16 protein-coding genes are annotated in these 18,375 nt (G+C 42.0%); 4 read left to right on the forward strand and 12 right to left on the reverse strand.

What is annotated here, in order from left to right:
* Window positions 1-186 precede the first annotated feature (186 nt).
* The 6 genes from IGI84_RS09340 to IGI84_RS09365 all read right to left on the reverse strand — a co-directional run bounded on the left by IGI84_RS09340 (window position 187) and on the right by IGI84_RS09365 (window position 7,792).
* Complete coding sequence (locus IGI84_RS09340; protein ID WP_220426612.1) at window positions 187-1,233, reverse strand: LPXTG cell wall anchor domain-containing protein; 1,047 nt, start codon at window positions 1,231-1,233, stop codon at window positions 187-189.
* A gap of 182 nt (window positions 1,234-1,415) precedes the next feature.
* Window positions 1,416-2,924: an Ig-like domain-containing protein gene (locus IGI84_RS09345; protein ID WP_430600233.1), complete on the reverse strand. Its 1,509-nt coding sequence runs from the start codon at window positions 2,922-2,924 to the stop codon at window positions 1,416-1,418.
* Between the two features lie 303 nt (window positions 2,925-3,227).
* Entirely contained in the window at window positions 3,228-5,315 is a 2,088-nt protein-coding gene (locus IGI84_RS09350; RefSeq protein WP_220427008.1) for an ABC transporter permease, read from the reverse strand.
* Complete coding sequence (locus IGI84_RS09355) at window positions 5,287-6,063, reverse strand: ABC transporter ATP-binding protein (protein WP_220427009.1); 777 nt, start codon at window positions 6,061-6,063, stop codon at window positions 5,287-5,289. The genes IGI84_RS09350 and IGI84_RS09355 overlap by 29 nt, the downstream gene beginning before the upstream one ends.
* 89 nt (window positions 6,064-6,152) lie before the next feature.
* Window positions 6,153-7,100, reverse strand: coding sequence for a sensor histidine kinase (locus IGI84_RS09360; RefSeq protein WP_077454308.1), 948 nt, complete (start codon window positions 7,098-7,100; stop codon window positions 6,153-6,155).
* On the reverse strand, window positions 7,097-7,792 hold the full coding sequence (locus tag IGI84_RS09365) for a response regulator transcription factor (protein WP_220427010.1): 696 nt from the start codon (window positions 7,790-7,792) through the stop codon (window positions 7,097-7,099). The genes IGI84_RS09360 and IGI84_RS09365 overlap by 4 nt, the downstream gene beginning before the upstream one ends.
* 161 nt (window positions 7,793-7,953) lie before the next feature.
* Here IGI84_RS09365 and IGI84_RS09370 point away from each other — a divergent pair, with 161 nt between their 5' ends.
* Window positions 7,954-8,571, forward strand: coding sequence for an FMN-dependent NADH-azoreductase (locus IGI84_RS09370; protein WP_005225804.1), 618 nt, complete (start codon window positions 7,954-7,956; stop codon window positions 8,569-8,571).
* 140 nt (window positions 8,572-8,711) lie between these two features.
* On the opposite strand, the gene IGI84_RS09375 is transcribed toward IGI84_RS09370, so the two are convergent.
* The 5 genes from IGI84_RS09375 to tyrS form a co-directional block, all read right to left on the reverse strand.
* The gene (locus IGI84_RS09375; RefSeq protein ID WP_259280184.1) at window positions 8,712-8,879 is read right to left on the reverse strand and encodes a hypothetical protein; all 168 of its coding nucleotides are present in this window, start codon (window positions 8,877-8,879) and stop codon (window positions 8,712-8,714) included.
* Window positions 8,854-8,982, reverse strand: coding sequence for a hypothetical protein (locus IGI84_RS09380; RefSeq protein ID WP_259280185.1), 129 nt, complete (start codon window positions 8,980-8,982; stop codon window positions 8,854-8,856). The genes IGI84_RS09375 and IGI84_RS09380 overlap by 26 nt, the downstream gene beginning before the upstream one ends.
* Window positions 8,983-9,025: 43 nt before the next feature.
* Window positions 9,026-9,919 carry a deoxyribonuclease IV gene (locus IGI84_RS09385; RefSeq protein WP_005225802.1) on the reverse strand — a complete coding sequence of 298 codons (894 nt, stop codon included), beginning with the start codon at window positions 9,917-9,919 and terminating at the stop codon, window positions 9,026-9,028.
* 88 nt (window positions 9,920-10,007) lie between these two features.
* Window positions 10,008-10,919 (reverse strand): AEC family transporter, encoded by a 912-nt coding sequence (locus IGI84_RS09390; protein ID WP_096741295.1) that lies wholly within the window; start codon window positions 10,917-10,919, stop codon window positions 10,008-10,010.
* A gap of 69 nt (window positions 10,920-10,988) precedes the next feature.
* Window positions 10,989-12,251, reverse strand: a complete 1,263-nt coding sequence (gene tyrS, locus IGI84_RS09395; protein WP_140964918.1) for a tyrosine--tRNA ligase — start codon at window positions 12,249-12,251, stop codon at window positions 10,989-10,991.
* Between the two features lie 262 nt (window positions 12,252-12,513).
* Between tyrS and IGI84_RS09400 the strand changes: the two genes are divergently transcribed.
* A complete protein-coding gene (locus tag IGI84_RS09400; RefSeq protein WP_430600235.1) occupies window positions 12,514-14,952 on the forward strand; it encodes a transglycosylase domain-containing protein in 2,439 nt (812 codons plus the stop codon).
* Between the two features lie 144 nt (window positions 14,953-15,096).
* On the opposite strand, the gene ccpA is transcribed toward IGI84_RS09400, so the two are convergent.
* Window positions 15,097-16,095, reverse strand: a complete 999-nt coding sequence (ccpA, locus tag IGI84_RS09405; RefSeq protein ID WP_008378470.1) for a catabolite control protein A — start codon at window positions 16,093-16,095, stop codon at window positions 15,097-15,099.
* 194 nt (window positions 16,096-16,289) lie between these two features.
* On the opposite strand from ccpA, the gene IGI84_RS09410 reads away from it, so the two are divergent.
* The gene (locus IGI84_RS09410) at window positions 16,290-17,390 is read left to right on the forward strand and encodes a M24 family metallopeptidase (RefSeq protein WP_430600237.1); all 1,101 of its coding nucleotides are present in this window, start codon (window positions 16,290-16,292) and stop codon (window positions 17,388-17,390) included.
* 54 nt (window positions 17,391-17,444) lie between these two features.
* Window positions 17,445-18,323: an NAD-dependent epimerase/dehydratase family protein gene (locus IGI84_RS09415; RefSeq protein ID WP_430600238.1), complete on the forward strand. Its 879-nt coding sequence runs from the start codon at window positions 17,445-17,447 to the stop codon at window positions 18,321-18,323.
* Window positions 18,324-18,375: the final 52 nt, after the last annotated feature.

Genomic DNA, 18,375 nt, shown 5'->3' on the forward strand with positions numbered 1-18,375 from the left:
TCTGTCAAATCACTTTTAACAAATTTTCCTTTCGTTATCTGTGTATTTTCATAAAAAAAGTCTGACGCCTCAAAACGATCGTCAGACATTTTGTTAAAACAGTAAAACAAAACGTGATTGTTCTTTCTGGGGAAGAAAATTCCAATCGTGGGTTATCAAGTCTCTCATTTTCCTTGGCTTTTTTCTTTACTGCCTCTCATCAGAAAATAACTTTCGATTCAGCCAGTAAAGGAAGACAGCAAGGATAACCACGCCTAGACCAAAGAGGATATAGTGAATACTCGTATTTTTGCTGCCGGTTTTCGGTAGTACATCTGCATTGACCTCCTTAGCACTGCTTGTCTTCGTACGTTGTTCCTGTTTCACTGAAGACGATGCTTTAGCGAGTTGTTTGCCTGCGGGATCATTGGAGGAAATACTTAGCTTGCTTGACTGACTTTGGTTCGGCGCTAATTTGTTTGGTTTCGTTTCTGAATCTGAAAGCTCTTCAGATGCAGCTTCACTAACGGTCGTTGTTCCTGTTGTTGCGGTGGTTTCTCGACTCCTAGTTATCTGACTTGATTCGCTCTCACTGACTGGTTGAGTGTTCAAACTTTCTGACTCACTTGAATTGTGACTACTTTCTATACTTTGAGAATCCTGACTTGTGTTTTCCGTAGTAGAAGTCCTTGGATCCGTGGATTGAGAGTCGCTAAATTTCGGTTCGATACTACTAAAGGAAGAGCCCGTTTCTTCAGTCACCTTAGAGCTTGCGCTTATCTCAGAGTTCGTGGTCTCGCTAGAGCTCGGGGGCGTTATTACTTGCCATTGACTGGGCTTCAAGTTCTCAGTTATCGTTGTTTCACCATCATATATGACAACTAAATCAACTTTATCCATACTTTTTATCTCATCAATAACCATCTCAGCATGAATTCTTAAGTAGTTTTCAACACCTGAAAACCAATCGACATTCGTCAAAACTGTTTCGCCGATCACTTTTTCGCTGTGACCGTTCCCATCCCAACCATAAGTTAGTAGGACACGAACCTTTTGTGAAGTCAGCGTTTTGTTCGGCCGTACCGGGATCGTAATGACTTTCAAGGCTTCATCATAGATCACTCGGTTCGTTTGAACAGAAAACGATAAATTCCCTCCGGCTCGTTCTTTTGCTGAAGTATGATCGAAACCAAACACCAGCAGCAATAATCCCGCTAACAGCAAAATCAACACGATTCCAACCAGCTTTCTCATTTCCTCACTTCCTAAATGAATATTTCAAGATAACTTGATAAGGAAATTATAATAAATTCTCAGAGAAAACATGCGCCGAAAAAAAAAAGAAAGTGGCCATAAAATGGCATCTTCCCTTTAAATAAGTCTTTATTAATTTTTCTTCCTAGTAATAATACTGCCTCCAAAATTTCAGTTTCTATCTACCTGATAAATTTACACCAACTTAACTTCAACGCGCATCCTGCTAAAACCATTCCTATTGCAATCCATAAATGATTAGACGCTTCATTCGTTTGAGGAAACTGCTGTTTTTCTGATTGATTATGCAAATTATTTGATTGGGATACCTGCATGTTCCCAGGGGTGGAACTTTGATGTGTCATCGCCCCATTATTACTTGAACTACTCCCGTTATTTGATTCTGAACTACTAATCATACTGTTTCCACTACTTGGTTCCGTGATACTACTTGTACTGCTTTCACTACTTGGTTCCGTAGTACTACTAGTGCTGCTGGTGCTACTGGTGCTACTACTGGTGCTGCTCTCACTACTTGGTTCCGTGCCACTACTTGTACTGCTTTCGCTACTTGGTTCGGTTGTACTACTGGTGCTGCTTTCACTACTTGGTTCCGTGCTACTACTGGTGCTGCTTTCGCTACTTGGTTCCGTGCTACTACTTGTACTGCTTTCGCTACTTGGTTCCGTGCTACTACTTGTACTGCTTTCGCTACTTGGTTCCGTGCTGCTGGATTCTCCTGGTTCACCGGTTCCACCACCACCGCCACCATAGCGTGGTGTATAGCCAGTAATACTGCTTGTTCTTGGCACATCATTGACCACGGCATCAAGGATGCCCTGATTGGTATATTGTTCCAATGAACCATCCGTTTCTGTTTTGTAGGTAATGTAGATCCGTTCCTCGGTATCCCGCAAAGGAATTTCAAAAGAGCCATCACTATTTAAAACGATCGGTACTTCATCAACATATGTTGGGTTGGAAACGCTGGGTCCATAGACCACTCGAGCAGTCGTACTGACAAGTGTCTGATGGGGACCTAAAATATCAATAAACGTTCCATCTTTGATCGTCACTTGGTTTGTATTAAACGAGTTGATGTACACACGCCAATCAATAATCCGTTTGGGTTCTTGCGTACCTAAATACAGTCCTTGTTTGGTGAGTAAGGCACCCTCCCCTGTATCATCCACTGCTTGAATAAAAATAGGCACCGATTGCGTTCCATTTACTGTTTCGAAGTTAATGTTGTTGATTTGGTTCTCTGTCACTTCATCGCTGAACTTTGTCCAAAAATAAAAGTCCCCATGTACATTGGTATTTTTTTCGACAAATTCCGTGAAAACAAAGGTCAGCTGATTGCCAACTTGGGTAACATTGACCACTAAGTTGTTATTTTCATCGTATAAAGCATACGTATTATTGACGCCTTCAATCTCAACTGGCAAGGTGACTGTTGCTTTGTCATCGGCTTTTAAGTCACCCAAATTTTCTAAACTCCACCTCATATCTATTTTAAACGAGTCATCTTTTTCGATACTTGTAATGACTTCATTGTGGCTATTGACGATCGACACATTTGTGATCAGCTTGGCTCCCACATCGGTTTCTCCATAAACAATCCGCATACCGGCAAAAACAGGAAGTAACAGTAGCAAGACAGCAAATGCTTTTCCTAGTCGTTTGATCATTGGTTTCCTCCTTAAGTGAGCGCTTAGCTAAACCTACCGATCACAGCAGTCACTGTGCTCGACATGAATATTGTACTTAACAATTGTCTTTTCGTTTCACGTTGAGAAAATAGACTTCCAGTTGCCACATTCTAGCAGCGAATCGGCGACTGCTTGATAGAATAAGTGTTAACTAATTTTATCTGCATATTAGTGATTTACACAATTAAAACGCTTCATTGCCAAAGGAAAATAACATTGCAGCAAATAAAAAGCCAAATCCCAATCCGTGTTGACTGAAAGGGATTTGACTTAAAAATCAAACTACTCTGTAGGATCGGCGATCCTATCAATTTGCTGGAAGTATCTATATTGACAAATCAAGTAAAAAACGATTTGAAAAATCAAAAAGAGACTAGCGATCACACCGTAGTATTGCCAAACAGGCAATTCTACTAAGATACGCAAAGCGGTCATCGCTACCGCGAAATGGATCATTGCAACGACTGTTGGCAAGAAGTACATCACTTGCAGCTGGCGTCTCAGAACGTTGTGACGCTCCTTCGGCGACACACCTAAAATATGCAAGGAACGATGGTACGCCCCATCTTTATCTAAATCTGCAAATAAACGGAAATAGATAATCGAAGCGGAGAAAATAAAGAAAACCGAACCCAGTAATACCGTGATCATTAAGATGATGCCATTTCCTTGACGATTTTCTTGGAAAACTTGGTATTTCGAAGAGTAATGAAGATACGGTGGTAGATCTTTTGTCGCCTCTTCCCAATCAGCCTCGGAATAACTATCTCGACTATCTAACTCTTGAGTAATTTCATCATATTTTTGATTAACCACCTCATTGGATTTATCCATTTCTGCATTGATTTGATTAACTACTTCTGGTGTTTCAGACCATTGGGGATAGTCCAACCAAATAAATCCAAAACTAGAGTTGTCTCCTTGTGACTGTAACTGTGCCTGCCATTCTTCAAACGTATGATCCGTCACAACAGCTAAACCAAAGTAATCTAAGGATAGCATCGAGGGACTATGGACAACTGTGACTTCTTTCTTAATACCTGTATCTGATCCCAGCTCAATCGAATAAAGACTTTGCCGATCATTCTTCGTGACCTCTAATAGTTCTTTTCGACGAGAATAGTTGCTGCTGAGCTCCAAGATTTGTCCGTCCATAATAGTCTCCGCTTCTTCACCAATTTGAGTCATTATTTGTCGATATTGACTCTCTCGCATAATTGAAAAACTATTTGTCATGTAATAACGATCATTGATCACCTCTGAGTCATCCATATTTGCACTTGCCCAAATTAGTTGGACTTCGTCGACAACAGGATGATATCCTTCCTCTTCTAATGTGTTTTTTATTTGATCAGCTTTAATTTCAGTTTCTCTATAATTTGTATCAGACCACGTAAATACATAGGCTACACTGATTCCTTGGATCGAAGAAAAAGAAGAGCTGCCGATCGCCAGCATCACGGAAATCCCAACGAATGCCACGGAGGTACTAATAGCAATCAGACTATACATCGCCGCATTGTCTCGCATGCGAAAAATCCATTCGCTGATAGTCAGCATCCGAGTCCCTCGTAAGAAGGTCGGGCGTTTCTTTAATCGTTTCAATAGAAATACGCTGAACTGATGGAATGACAAAATCGTGCCCGCAACAGTCAACAAGACTCCTAGCATAAGCGGCAGCATCGAGTACGTTTGGTAGCTAAAATAAAAGACCGATCCATAGCCAATTAGTAACAGCACAATTCCTGAAAAAGCCAATGCCCAATGACTTTTTGGCTCAGGACGTGGCTTTTCATTTTCCTTGATCAATGAGATGATCTGTTCTCCTTGCAAGGCGCGGGTACTGAAAAAGGAGATCAAGAGAAAAATAAAGACATAGATCCCAAAGGTCAATCCTAAACCTTCCATAGGAACCATAAATTTCAGTCCTTCTGTTAGATACATGACATTTTGCGCAATCAGCAGCAATAATTTCGTCAATAAAATCCCTAACCCAATACCGGTCACTGTGGCACAGGTTCCTAAAAGGGCATTTTCGACAAACAAAATCTTTCGCAGATCTTTTTCTTCGATCCCCAAAATCAAGTAGATTGCCAGATCACGTTTGCGTCGTTTTAAAAAGACCACAAATGTATACCATAAAAACAACAGCGACAGTAAAGCGATCACCACAAGTGCGACGGATAGACCGACCTTCGCCAATTCTGAAAGTGTACCGCTATTGGACAAGTTTTCTTCCAATTGCGGATGAAAGAGCAAAAGACTAAAGATATAAAACACCATCGCCGCAAAGGCGCTGCTGACGAAGTAGGCCGCATAGGTTCGAAAATTCCCCCGCAGATTACGAATGATCAACTGTCTGAAATTCATGACGGCGACCTCCTAAATGTGCTAGGACTTCAAGAATTTTTTGATAAAATTGCTGTTGATCAGCCCCGCGATAGACTTCGTTATACAGCTTTCCGTCTTTGATAAAAACGACCCGATCAGAAAAGCTGGCGGAATAAGGATCATGGGTGACCATCATGGTGGTCACCTTGCGCTGCTTGTTCATCTGACTTAGTATTTCCATGACATCTCGTGCTGCCTTGGAATCAAGATTACCCGTCGGTTCATCTGCTAAAAGCAGTTCCGGCTGATGGATCAAAGCTCTAGCGATCGCAACCCGCTGCTGCTCCCCACCGGAAAGCTGATAGATGCGTTTGTCTTTTTTCTCATAGATCCCAAGTTCACGTAATAGCTGTTCCGAACGTTCTTTCATCTCAGGAACCGGCACCCGATCCAATGTCAGTGGTAAAATAACATTCTCAAGCACACTCAATGGTGAAAGTAAATTGTAGTTTTGAAAAACAAAGCCCAGGTGCCGACGACGAAACTCTGCGAGTTTTTGCTTAGATAATTCCAGCGGCTGCTCTCCTTTGATGATCACTGAACCCGCAGTCGGTTTATCCAATGTTGCTACCAAATTCAACATAGTAGTCTTTCCACTGCCAGAAGGACCCATTATGCTGATAAATTCTCCTTCTGGCACTTTGAGATCGATTTGTTGCAACACCTCAACAGAAACTTCTCCCGCATAGGTTTTTGTTATATTTTTCAATTCTAGTAAAGCCATCATCTTCACTCCTTTGCTACCAGTTTAGCAGGTGGCAGCGCAATCAGTTATCGATTTCGTGATAGAAAGCTTACAAAATTGTAAGAAAGCCTTTACGTCCGAAACGTTAATGTAACCGTCGTGCCTAGATTCTCCTTAGAGACCAAAGCGATATCGATATCCAATTGCTTGCTGATCGTTTCGACTAAGTAAAGTCCGATTCCAGTTGCCTCGCCTGTTTGCCGACCATTCTGACCTGTATAAAAGGGGCGAAAAACCCTTGGCAGATCCGCTTCCGCAATCCCACATCCTTCATCGGAGATCGTCAAACTTCTAGAAAACGGATCAATTTCAAAACAGACTTTGCTCTCTGGCTTTGAGTACTTAATGGCGTTGCTGATGAGTTGAAACAGCAAGATCCCTAGCCATTTTTTGTCTGTTGTGACCGTGATATCCGCATCACTCAACAGTTTCGGATAGACTTCGCTGCGAATAAAATTCCGCTTCTGTTCACCAATCCCGTGCTTGACCACTTCCAGCAGGGAGACGGACTCAATAACAAAGTCCTCCGTGAAATCTTCCAATCGCACAAAGTTCAAGGCGGTCGCCAAGCCGCTCTTCAAGCGATCTGTCTCAGCCAAAAGATCGTAGCTGTCGACTTCCTCACTTTCAGCCATTAGCGCCAAGACCGAGACAGGTGTTTTCATTTGGTGAACCCATATATTCATAAAACGGATGTGGTTTTGATGATGCTGATTCAGTTCGGTGAGTTTCTCTTGCATTTGCTGTTCTCTTGCATCGAACTGCTTACGCCATTTCTTGGAAAGAGAGCCATTGCTGCCACGAACAGCTTTTCCACTCTTGAGATAGTGATAAAAAGCGGCATTGGATAGATACTCCGCCAAAGAAACAAACAAAAGCAACAAGCAAAATAGTAACAGACCATACCCAATGACTAAATAATTTCGATACCCATCGAGCCAAATCACTAAGACGAACAGTGAAATGGCGAGAACGGTGATCAAAATTCTCGCTATATGAAGCTTGACATATTCTCTCATTGTTCGGTACCTACTACCGATAAGGCGTAACCCTTGCCGCGAATCGTTTGGATTGGATCATTGATGCCCATTGCCGCCAATTTTTTTCGCAAACGGCCAACATTGACAGAAAGCGTATTGTCATCAACGAAACGCTCATCATCCCATAATAGATTTAAGATCCGTTCTCGTTTGACCATCTCTGGGTGTGCTGACATTAACAGGGTCAATAATTCTCCTTCTCGAACAGTCAGCCATTCACTGGCTTCACGATAGACCATCTTCAACGCTTCCGGATAATAGATCAATTCGCCAGCTTTCAAGCTTCGCGCACGATCCGACTGCGCATAATCCCCATAAACTCTGCGAATATGGCTCTTCACTTTAGCTAGCAGCAAGTCATAAGAAAAAGGCTTGACCAGATAATCATCGGCCCCGTATTCTAAAGCCATCACTTGATCCATGTTGCCATCGCGCGCCGAGATAAACAGAATCGGCACCAGCGAACGTTCTCTGATTTTTTGACACCAATAGAACCCGTCATAATAAGGCAGATTGACATCTAATAAAACCAAATCTGGTTGAATCGACAAGAATTCATCTAAAACAGCATCGAAATTTTCTGGAACAAAGGTTTGATAGGCATAGCGGGATAATTGATTTTCCATCATTTTGACTAATGATTTGTCATCCTCGACCACAAATATTTTCATAGAATCCCTCCTGTTTCTCTAAAGTTTACCAAAACCTCGTGAAAAATACTGCAATATCCCAGCTTTTTAAAAAAAAATACACTTATTTATTGTAAGCAAAAATATTTTATAGTATACTACACTTTGTGATTAAAACTTACTTAAAGTAAAGGTGGAAAAAAATGAAAAATATTTTAGTTGTTAAAGCCAATAACCGTCCTGATGGAGTATCTGCAAAAATGTTTGATACCTTCGTTGAAAATCTTGATACCAACAATGTGGACGTTGTAACCTTTGATGTGTACGCACAACCAATGCCTTATATCGGTCAAACGTTATTTGAAGCATTTGGCAAACTTTCACAAGAACAAGAATTAAACCAAGAAGAACAAGAATTGATGACTGTCCGTCAAGACGTGATGAACAAATTCGCAGCAGCAGATACCATCGTTTTCGCTTTCCCAATGTGGAACTTAACGATCCCAGCTGCCTTGCACACCTTTATCGACTACATCTTCCAAGCAGGCTTTACTTTCTCTTATAACGAAGATGGTTCAATGAACCAATTGTTGAAAGACAAAGAAATCGTTCTATTGAATGCCCGTGGTGGTGTTTACTCAGGCGAAATGAGCGCAATGGAAAACGCTGTAACCTTTATGGAAAAAGTTTTCGGTGGTATGTTCGGCATGAACATCACAGAAGAAGTAATCATCGAAGGCCACAATGCAGATCCTTCTAAAACAGCAGAAATCATTGCTGAAGGTTTAGAACGCGTAGCAGCAGCTGCGAAAAAATTCTAATCATTGCTATCGATCAACTCCTCAACAAAGCGCTATTGCTGGTTGAGGAGTTTTTTTATCCAAAAACGTAGCTCGTTTATTGGATTGATAATACAAAGATGCCCCTTCAAACACAGCGGTCTAAGGGGCTAAGTCTCTTTTTATTTTGATGATTTCCAATCACAAGGCAACAGCTCTGCTATCGTCATGATTTTTCCTGCTGCAATCATCACTTGCGTGTTCTGATTGGCAGGATCTAGCTGGCTGATGAATTCACGGCAACGGCCACAAGGTGGGATCGGCTCACCTGCTGAATTGATTGCAACCATCTGTAACACCCGCTGCTGCGACACTCCCTGCTTCTGCAAATTGAGAGAGCTGTCTGAATCCCAGTTTTTGTTTCGCGGCATTGATCAGCAACTGAAAGTCCATTTTCTTCCTCCCACAACAAGATAGTTCATATTAAATGAACCGTTTAAGCACCCGCCATGATTTTCGTCAATAGCTCAGGATCAAAGGTCTTTTCCCGCAGCATCGCGATTTCATAGCCATAAGGGGCTTTTTTATTCTTTTTGTCTTCGCCGACATAGGGTGTTTCCAAAATTTTCGGTAACGCTGATAATTGCTCATGATGAACGATCTTATTCAAGGCTTCAAAGCCGATCGTCCCAAAACCAATATTGGCATGTCGGTCTTTGTGGCTGCCCTGTGGATTTTTTGAATCATTGACATGGATGACTTTCAAACGATCCAAACCGATGATTTTGTCAAACTCGTTTAAGACGCCGTCAAAGTCTTCTTTGACATTATAGCCGGCATCATTCGTGTGACAAGTATCTAGTGTAACGGATAATTTTTCATTTAAAGTAACGCCATCGATAATTGCTGCCAATTCTTCAAAGCTGCGACCAATCTCGGTGCCTTTACCTGCCATTGTTTCTAATGCGATCTGGGCAGTTTGATTTTTTTCAAGGACCTCGTTCAAGCCTTTAATGATCTGCTTGATCCCAGCTTCGGGTCCTGCACCGACATGGGCACCGGGATGCAACGTGATTTGAGTCGCACCTAAAGCTTGCGCTCTTTGGATTTCCTCTTGTAAAAATGAAACGGCAAAGCCAAAGTTTTCAGGCTTAATGGTGTTGCCTAAATTAATAATGTAAGGAGCATGGACGACGATATTCGAAATTCCTTTTTCCGTCATAAAATCTTGTCCGGCTGCGATCTGCATCTCTTCGATCGGTTTGCGCCGCGTGTTTTGCGGAGCTCCGGTATAAATCATAAACGTAGTAGCTTGATAGCTAGCCGCCTCTTCTGCTGCTCCTAAAAGCATTTTTTTGCCGCTCATTGAAACGTGTGAACCAATCAACATTTTTCTTTTCCTCCTAAATCTAGTCTTCTCTATTATCGATAAAAGCGCCTTGTAAAGCGATTATTTTGCTCATTGCCGTATTTTTTTATCAAGCGAGTCCAAATAACATTAGGACACCCGTCATTAGCGGCATACTTATCAAAAAGCTAATGGAAGAAACGAACCCTACTGCTTCTTCCTCCATCCCAGCAATCACGGAATTAATGACACCGAACAAGGGAATCGGAGCAAACACTAACAAACAAAGAACTGGCTTTAATAAAACTGGGATTGGTAAAACATAGAAAGCCGCAAACAGCACGAAGGCCAGTCCGTAGCGCAAGCTTAAAATTTTGATTACCGTTGGCGTAGTGTGCTTCGGTAAGCGGAAATCCAAAAATAAGCCAATCATAAACATGGACAAAAACGTATTTGCGATCCCGATTGGTTGGACAAGCGCTAATGCCGCCTCAGGGATCCTCCAATCCGCACTGCGGATAATCAGCATCACTAGATAAATGGTAAATGTTGGCGAGCGCAGGAGATTCAAAAAGATTTTCCCTGGTTCAAATGTCGTCCGCTTTCCAATCAAGAATTCGATAAAAATCGTCGTTCCCCCTGCCAACATGATACTGTTTCCCATATCAAACAGCGAAATCAGCGGAATCCCTAAAGGATAAAAGCTTTGGGCAAAAGGAATCGCAAAATTGCCGATATTAAAGCCTGACCCGCAGTACATCGCAAACTGCTGCAAGGTACTTGATTCGTTTTTGGTCAAGAAAAATGCGAAGAGGATTTGGACGATCGTAATGATCAACGCGATCACAATCAAACTAAGGGCACTGACTTGTACTTGCATTGCAGCTAAATTCAAAATGATTGCCGCCGGTAACGTTACATTCAAAATAATTTTGGATAAGATCGAGCCATCGGCTTTCGAAAGGACTTTCAATTGCTTAAGAAAATATCCTAAGAAAATCATGGCAAATAAGCCGGCGGCATTCAACACTATGTTTCCCATTCCAACAAAAACCCTTCCTCTACAAAAATTTGAAAAAAGCGAACCAACAGGGCGGTTCGCTTTTTGCGATTAAAATGTTAGTAAGAAATATTTTTTCTTGCCACGACGAATCACGACGTATTTCCCACCGATCCGATCACTTGCTTGGATCTCGTACGTTAGGTCTTGGACGCGTTCCCCATTGATGTAGATCGCCCCATTTTGTACGTCTTCTCTTGCTTGACGTTTTGATGGTTCGATTTTAGCAGTTGTCAATACTTCAATGATGTTCAAAGAATCATCAGTTGTTACCTGGTGGCTAGGAACCCCTTTAAAGCCTTGTTCGATCTCTTCAGCGTTCAACTCTTTGATGTTGCCACTGAATAAACTTGCTGAGATGCGTACGGCTTGTTCATAAGCCTCTGCCCCATGAACCAAAGTAGTGACTTCTTTTGCCAAAGCTTTTTGCGCTGCTCGAGATTCTGGTGCAGCGTTAAATTCTGCTTCGATTGCAGCGATCTCTTCTAATGATAAGAAGGTGAAATATTTCAAGAATTTAACTGCATCACGATCATCGGTATTGATCCAGAATTGGTAGAACTCGTAAGGTGTCGTTTTCTTAGCATCCAGCCAAACGGCATTGCCTTCTGTTTTCCCAAATTTGGTTCCGTCTGCTTTTGTGATCAATGGCATAGTCAACCCAAACCCTTGGACTTCCCGTTCACGACGCAATAATTCGATTCCAGAGGTGATATTCCCCCATTGATCGCTACCGCCTAATTGCAACAAGCAACCGTGGTTGTCGTAAAGGTTCAAAAAGTCATAGGCTTGTAAAAGCTGGTATGCAAATTCGGTGTAGGAAATTCCTGTTTCGATCCGACGTTTGACACTTTCTTTGCTCATCATGTAGTTGATGGTAAAGTTTTTCCCAGTGTCCCGTAAGAAATCGATCAGTTTCAATTCCCCTAACCATTCATAGTTATTGGCAATGATGGCAGGATTTTCTTGGTCATCAAAATCAATAAAGCGAGATAATTGGCTCTTGATACTTTGTGACCATTCCAAAACGGTATCTAATGTGTTTAATTGACGTTCTTGATCTTTAAAGGATGGGTCACCGATCATTCCTGTACCGCCACCAACTAATGCGATCGGCACATGTCCGTTTTGTTGGAAACGGCGCAACATCAAAATAGGCAATAAATGACCAATATGCAGGCTATCTGCGGTAGGATCAAAGCCGATATATAGTTTCACAGACTCTTCATTTAATTGTTTGGTCAAGGCTGCTTCGTCTGTGGTCTGATGAACTAATCCGCGTTGCTTTAGTTCTTCAAAAAAGTCTGTACTCATTCTTTCTCCTCCTAATAATTGCTTCATTGTTCATCTTAACTGAAAAAGAGGGCAATGAAAAGTCTTTCTCTCAAAGTCCTTTACCAAAAAAGAAACTTTTAGGCAAATCCTTTCGTTTTCCTTTGTTTTCACTGATCGAATCCAACCGTGAAAAGGAAATTCCTGATCCTCTTCTTGAGATAACGGATAGGGTGCTACCCAAGCGTCTTGTTTTTTGCTATAATTACACGGAATCTATTCTAATTTATTGAGGTGACTCTTTTTGTCCCAGAAAACGAAAAAACAAAAGAATACAGAAAACAAAAATAGAGGCTGGTTCTATTTCAACATCAGTCTAAGGGTTTTACATGCCTTATTCTTAGTCGCTATTTCTTTGCTGGTGCTTGGCGGCTCTTTAGCCTTAGGGATCGGTGCCGGCTACTTTGCTTTTCTTGTGGAAGATACCGCAGCTCCTTCTAAAGAAGAGTTGCAGAAAGAACTGACCGACATCACAGAGACTTCTCAACTCGCGTACTCAGATGGCAGTAAAATCGCAACGATTCGCTCAGATCTGATGCGAACGTCGGTTAATTCTGATCAAATTTCGGACTACTTGAAAAAAGCAATCATCGCAACCGAAGACGAATATTTTAATATTCACAATGGCGTCGTACCAAAAGCGGTCGTGCGAGCATTATTATCTGAAGCGACAGGTTTTGGCGGCAGCGGGGGTTCCACTTTGACCCAACAGCTGGTAAAGCAACAAATCCTTTCCAGTGAAACGACCTTCAAACGCAAAGCCAACGAGATCTTATTAGCCATGGAAGTAGAGAAGTTTTTTGATAAAGACGAGATCGTCACTATGTATCTAAACATCTCTCCTTTTGGTCGGAACAATAAAGGGCAAAATATCGCAGGTGTGCAAGAAGCGGCGCAAGGAATTTTCGGCGTTAATGCAGCTGACCTAACTTTACCACAAGCAGCCTTCATTGCAGGACTGCCACAAAGTCCAATCGTCTACAGCCCTTATACAAATACGGGTGAGATCAAGGAGAACCTGACTGCGGGCTTAGAACGGAAAGACTTTGTCCTCTTCAGTATGTATCGCAACCACGATATTACGAAAGAAGAATACGAAGAAGCACTTAACTATGACTTAAAACAAGACTTCAAAAAGCAAGAAGCTATCGAACAAACGGATCAAAGCTTCCTCTATTATACTGTTTTAAATGAAGCAAAAGATATTATTGCCAAACAACTGGCAGATGAAGATGATGTCAGTGATGAAGAATATGCCAAAGACGAAACCTATCAAAAATACTTCGAATTGGCGCAACAAAAACTCGTTAATGGTGGCTATACCGTCACATCAACGATCGATAAAGACATTTATAATGCGATGCAAGATGCCGTTGATAAATACGGCTCTATGTTAGACAATTGGGGCGACGCCACCATCGAAGTCGGCAATGTTATGATGGATAATGCCACTGGGAAAGTCTTAGGCTTTATTGGTGGTCGTAACTATGCTGAAAATCAATTCAATCATGCCTTTGATGCCAAACGTCAAGCAGGATCAAGCATCAAACCAATGCTGGTTTATGGTCCGGCCATCGAAAGTGGTTTGATGGGCTCAGAATCGATGGTTTCTGACTATGCCGCAAAATGGCGGACGGGAGAAAACGCTGGTGAGTCAATCGTCAATGCCACAAACCGCGGAACCAATACCTTCATGTCGATTCGCGAATCACTAGAAGTTTCCAGCAATATCGCAGCGACAAATATTTTCCAAGATCTTTGGGAAAAAGAAGGCGATCATTTTTACGCCTACACAAATTATTTAAGCAAAATGGGCTATCCGGAAGATAATAGCTGGGCATATGAATCAGCGCCATTAGGAGTTACGGATGTCACAGTGTTGAATCAAACGAATGGCTTCCAAACATTTGCCAATAATGGTGTCTATCAGCAAGGCTACATCATCGAATCCATCAAAGATAATGAAGGAGAAGTGCTTTATCAGCATGAAGCCAAACCAGTACAGGTCTTTTCTGAAGCGACGGCTTCTATCATGACCGACATGATGCGTAGTGTCATCGATGAGCAAAAAACAAGTACCTTTAAATCGGTTATCAGTGGATTAGATTGGAATCTCGGGAATGCCGATTGGGTCGGTAAAACTGGTTCCACCAATAACTGGTCAGACTCTTGGCTAGTCGTTTCCACCCCATCGATCACTATCAGCAGCTGGTCAGGACGGGATGACAACAAAGCTACTGATAGTGCTGCAGGAACTCGGACAGCCAATTACATGGCTTACTTAATCAATCGGATCTATCAAACAAATCAAGAAGTTTTTGGTGTGGATCAGAAGTTTGAGCTTTCAAATGACGTGAAAAAAGTCAAAGTTTCCAAATTTACAGGGACCCAACCAGGAGGCACCGTGCGGGTCGATAATCGAACCTACACGAATCCAAGCGATACCGTCAACTCATATTGGGCCACTGGCGGACCGGATACGGTCGACTTTAAGTTTGGGATCGGCGGTTCGGACGCTAATTACGCTGACTATTGGAAAAAAGTATCGTCTAGCCGTTCAACCAATCGCTCTTCAAATACATCGTCTAATAATACTTCAAACAATGCCACGCCTACAGCAAATGATGATGATGACGATGAACAAGACAATGACCAAGCAAATACAACGAATAATGATGACTGATCAGCCTTGTGCTGATCAGTTTTTTTATGCAAAAAAAGTGTGGGTAAAAAATCCGTAGATTTTCTACCCACACGAACGATCGTAAAAGTAAAAAGCGGAACAACGTAGTGTTGTTCCACTTGTAAAGGTTCCGTGAATCGCTGCTTATTTCGTAGAGCTTTTTTCTGAAATACCGTAAGGCAAGACGATCGTTTTTTGTTCTACATCTTCTTTGTTCATCATTTTTGTCAATAGACGCATCGCAACGGCACCCATATCATACAATGGTTGGGTAACACTTGATAAACGTGGACGAGCGGCTTCAGCCAATAATGAATTGTTGCTGGTGATGATCTCGAAATCTTCAGGAACTTTAACACCTTTGTCTAACAAACCATCTAAGACACCGATCGCTAACTCATCATCTGTAACATAAGCTGCTGTTGCACCACTGTTGATGATGCGATCAACTAATGCTAAGCCTTCTTTAAAGCTGTATGGTGATTCAAAGATCAACCCTTCAGAATAGTCAAGGTTGTTTTCTTTCAAGGCTTCTTTGTAGCCTTTCAAGCGGTTTTGGCCATTGATTGGATCGATCAAAGCACCGCTAACAAAAGCGATTTTTTGATTGTTTTTCGCCAATAATGAAACAGCATCTTTGGCAGCTGCTGTGTAATCGATATTGACACTTCCTACTTGTTCATCAGGATCGATCGAACCAGCTAAAACGACTGGTGTTTTTGAGCGAGAGAATTCCCCGCGAATTTCATCCGTGATGCGATGACCCATGAAGATAACGCCGTCCACTTGTTTCGCTAACAAGTTGTTCAATACGTTGACTTCTTTCATTGTATCGCCATCAGAGTTGGCTAAGATGATATTGTATTTATACATGGTCGCTACATCATCGATCCCACGAGCAAGTGATGAAAAGAACATATTGCTGACATCAGGAATGATGACACCTACAGTTGTGGTCTTTTTACTTGCTAACCCTCGAGCAACTGCGTTTGGCCGATAATCCAAGCGGTCGATCACTTCCAGCACTTTCTTACGAGTTGCTGGTTTTACATTTGGATTTCCGTTGACTACCCGTGAAACAGTTGCCATCGATACATTCGCTTCCCGTGCAACATCATAAATCGTAATTGTTTGTTTTTCCATGATATATCTCCCTTATTCTATTTTCAGAAAATCTTATTTACATTTCTTTGTTAGAATAGCAAATTTTTTCCGGATTTGCAACCGTTTTAATTTTGTTTTCATGAAAACTTAGCAATTTCCTACTTTCCCCGCCCCTATTCTCTTCCAAAGCATGATAAAATAGAAAAAGAATACTTGAAAGAAGGTTTTTTCAAATGAATGAGAAAAAAATCAATGAGTTAAATGGCTGGTTGAAAACCAATGGCGCCGATGTTGCTTATATTTCTAATCCAGCAACCATCGCTTATTTTTCCGGTTTTAAAAGTGAGCCTCATGAGCGGGTCCTTGCTCTGTTTGTCGCTCCTGGAAAAGATCCCTTTCTTTTTACACCAGCTCTGGAAGTAGAAGAAACAAAAAATAGCGGTTGGCCCTTTGACATTATCGGCTATCTCGATAGTGAAGACCCTTGGGCGAAAATCTGTCAGGAATTGACCTCTCGTTACCAGGTCTCTTCCTTGGCGTTAGAAAAGAATGATCTTTCCGTCGAGCGTTATGAAGCATTGAAACGCTTTTTGCCACAGACCGATTTTTCATTAGATGTGACCCCGATCATTCAAAAAATGCAGTTAACCAAAACGGCGGCTGAGATTGACACCTTGCTAGAAGCCGGTAACTGGGCAGATGTCGCTTTTGAGATAGGGTTTGCTGCCATCAAAGAAGGCGTCAGCGAAATGGCAATCGTGGCAGAAATTGAGTACGAGCTGAAAAAGCGTGGGGTCTCCCATATGTCCTTCGATACGACCGTATTAGCTGGTGCCAATGCAGCAAGTCCTCATGGCGTACCTGGTGACCGCAAAGTGACTGCTAATGAACTCGTCTTGTTTGACCTAGGGGTCGTTTGGAAAGGATATTGCAGTGATGCAACCAGAACGGTCGCCTATAAAGAACCGACTGTATTACAAAGAAAAATTTATGACATCGTTCTTGAAGCAGAATTAGCGGCGCAAGCAGCGGTCAAACCTGGGATCACCGCTGGAGAATTAGACAAGATCGCTCGTGATGTGATTACTGGCTATGGCTACGGCGATTACTTTAACCATCGTCTAGGTCACGGCATCGGGACCACAGTTCATGAATTCCCCTCTTTGATCACTGGCAATGATTTAGTGATCGAAGAAGGCATGTGCTTCTCTATCGAACCGGGCATTTATTTACCAGATCAGGTCGGTGTCCGTATTGAAGACTGTGTGTATGTCACTGCAGATGGCTGTGTACCTTTTACCAAGACAGCAAAAGAATTATTGATCTTATCTTGATTTTCCTAATGAAACGGCGCAACATGTTGGCATTACATGAAAAGGAGTGTTCTTATGAGTAAAAAAGTGTTGGTTTTAGGCGGCACGCGTTTTTTCGGTAAATATTTGGTCCATTCTTTAGTGGATCAAGGCTTTGATGTCACGATTGCTACCAGAGGAAAGACGACAGATAATTTTGGTGATCAAGTCAACAGACTTATCTTTGATCGCACAGATGAGCAAAGTATCAAAACGACGTTGACACAAGAAACCTATGATGTCATTTACGATAATATTGCTTATACTTCCAACGACATTGAGATCCTACTGCGTCATGTCACACCGAAGCGCTACATCGTTACTAGCTCAATGTCTGCGTACCATGAATTACACTTCGATTTGATTGAAGCGGATTTTGATCCTGCTAAAGAACCCTTCAGACTGGTCAGCTCTGAGGAAGTCAATTATGCTGAAGGCAAGCGAACCGTGGAAGAAATCCTGACCCAAAAATACAGTCAGATCCCCTCCGTTTTTGTCCGCTTTCCTTATGTGATTGGTGCAGATGATTACACAAAACGTTTTACCTTTTACATTGACCATCTGATAAAGCAAAAGCCAATGGCTGTCGATAATCTAACGCATCAAATGGGCTTTGTGGATGCCCAAGAAGCTGGTAAATTTTTAGCGTTTCTAGGTACTAGCTCATTCACCGGACCCATCAATGGTGCGTCAAAAGGTACGATCTCTTTAGAAGAAGTACTGCAATACGTATCGAAAAAAACCGGTCTTTCCCCGCTCTTTTCCGAAACAGGCGATCAAGGCCCTTACAATGGTACACCTGCTTATTCGATCAATGTGGCGCTCGCTGAGGAAATTGGTTTTTCATTCAGTCAACTGCAGGATTGGCTCTATCAACTTTGCGATTGGGAAATCGCCCAAGCATCAAACGAATAACTACTGAAATCACAAAAAAACGTTCGCCGATTTAACTGGCGAACGTTTTTAT

The sequence above is a fragment of the Enterococcus sp. DIV0008 genome, assembly GCF_050542615.1.
GTDB lineage: Bacteria > Bacillota > Bacilli > Lactobacillales > Enterococcaceae > Enterococcus_D > Enterococcus_D innesii.

Coding starts and splice junctions, on each gene's coding strand:
- ccpA (WP_008378470.1), bottom strand. CDS start 16,095: ATGGAAAAACAAACAATTACGATTTATGATGTTGCACGGGAAGCGAAT.
- IGI84_RS09340 (WP_220426612.1), bottom strand. CDS start 1,233: ATGAGAAAGCTGGTTGGAATCGTGTTGATTTTGCTGTTAGCGGGATTA.
- IGI84_RS09370 (WP_005225804.1), top strand. CDS start 7,954: ATGAAAAATATTTTAGTTGTTAAAGCCAATAACCGTCCTGATGGAGTA.
- IGI84_RS09355 (WP_220427009.1), bottom strand. CDS start 6,063: ATGATGGCTTTACTAGAATTGAAAAATATAACAAAAACCTATGCGGGA.
- IGI84_RS09365 (WP_220427010.1), bottom strand. CDS start 7,792: ATGAAAATATTTGTGGTCGAGGATGACAAATCATTAGTCAAAATGATG.
- IGI84_RS09345 (WP_430600233.1), bottom strand. CDS start 2,924: ATGATCAAACGACTAGGAAAAGCATTTGCTGTCTTGCTACTGTTACTT.
- IGI84_RS09375 (WP_259280184.1), bottom strand. CDS start 8,879: ATGGTTGCAATCAATTCAGCAGGTGAGCCGATCCCACCTTGTGGCCGT.
- tyrS (WP_140964918.1), bottom strand. CDS start 12,251: ATGAGTACAGACTTTTTTGAAGAACTAAAGCAACGCGGATTAGTTCAT.
- IGI84_RS09415 (WP_430600238.1), top strand. CDS start 17,445: ATGAGTAAAAAAGTGTTGGTTTTAGGCGGCACGCGTTTTTTCGGTAAA.
- IGI84_RS09410 (WP_430600237.1), top strand. CDS start 16,290: ATGAATGAGAAAAAAATCAATGAGTTAAATGGCTGGTTGAAAACCAAT.
- IGI84_RS09390 (WP_096741295.1), bottom strand. CDS start 10,919: ATGGGAAACATAGTGTTGAATGCCGCCGGCTTATTTGCCATGATTTTC.
- IGI84_RS09350 (WP_220427008.1), bottom strand. CDS start 5,315: ATGAATTTCAGACAGTTGATCATTCGTAATCTGCGGGGGAATTTTCGA.
- IGI84_RS09380 (WP_259280185.1), bottom strand. CDS start 8,982: ATGGACTTTCAGTTGCTGATCAATGCCGCGAAACAAAAACTGGGATTC.
- IGI84_RS09385 (WP_005225802.1), bottom strand. CDS start 9,919: ATGTTGATTGGTTCACACGTTTCAATGAGCGGCAAAAAAATGCTTTTA.
- IGI84_RS09360 (WP_077454308.1), bottom strand. CDS start 7,100: ATGAGAGAATATGTCAAGCTTCATATAGCGAGAATTTTGATCACCGTT.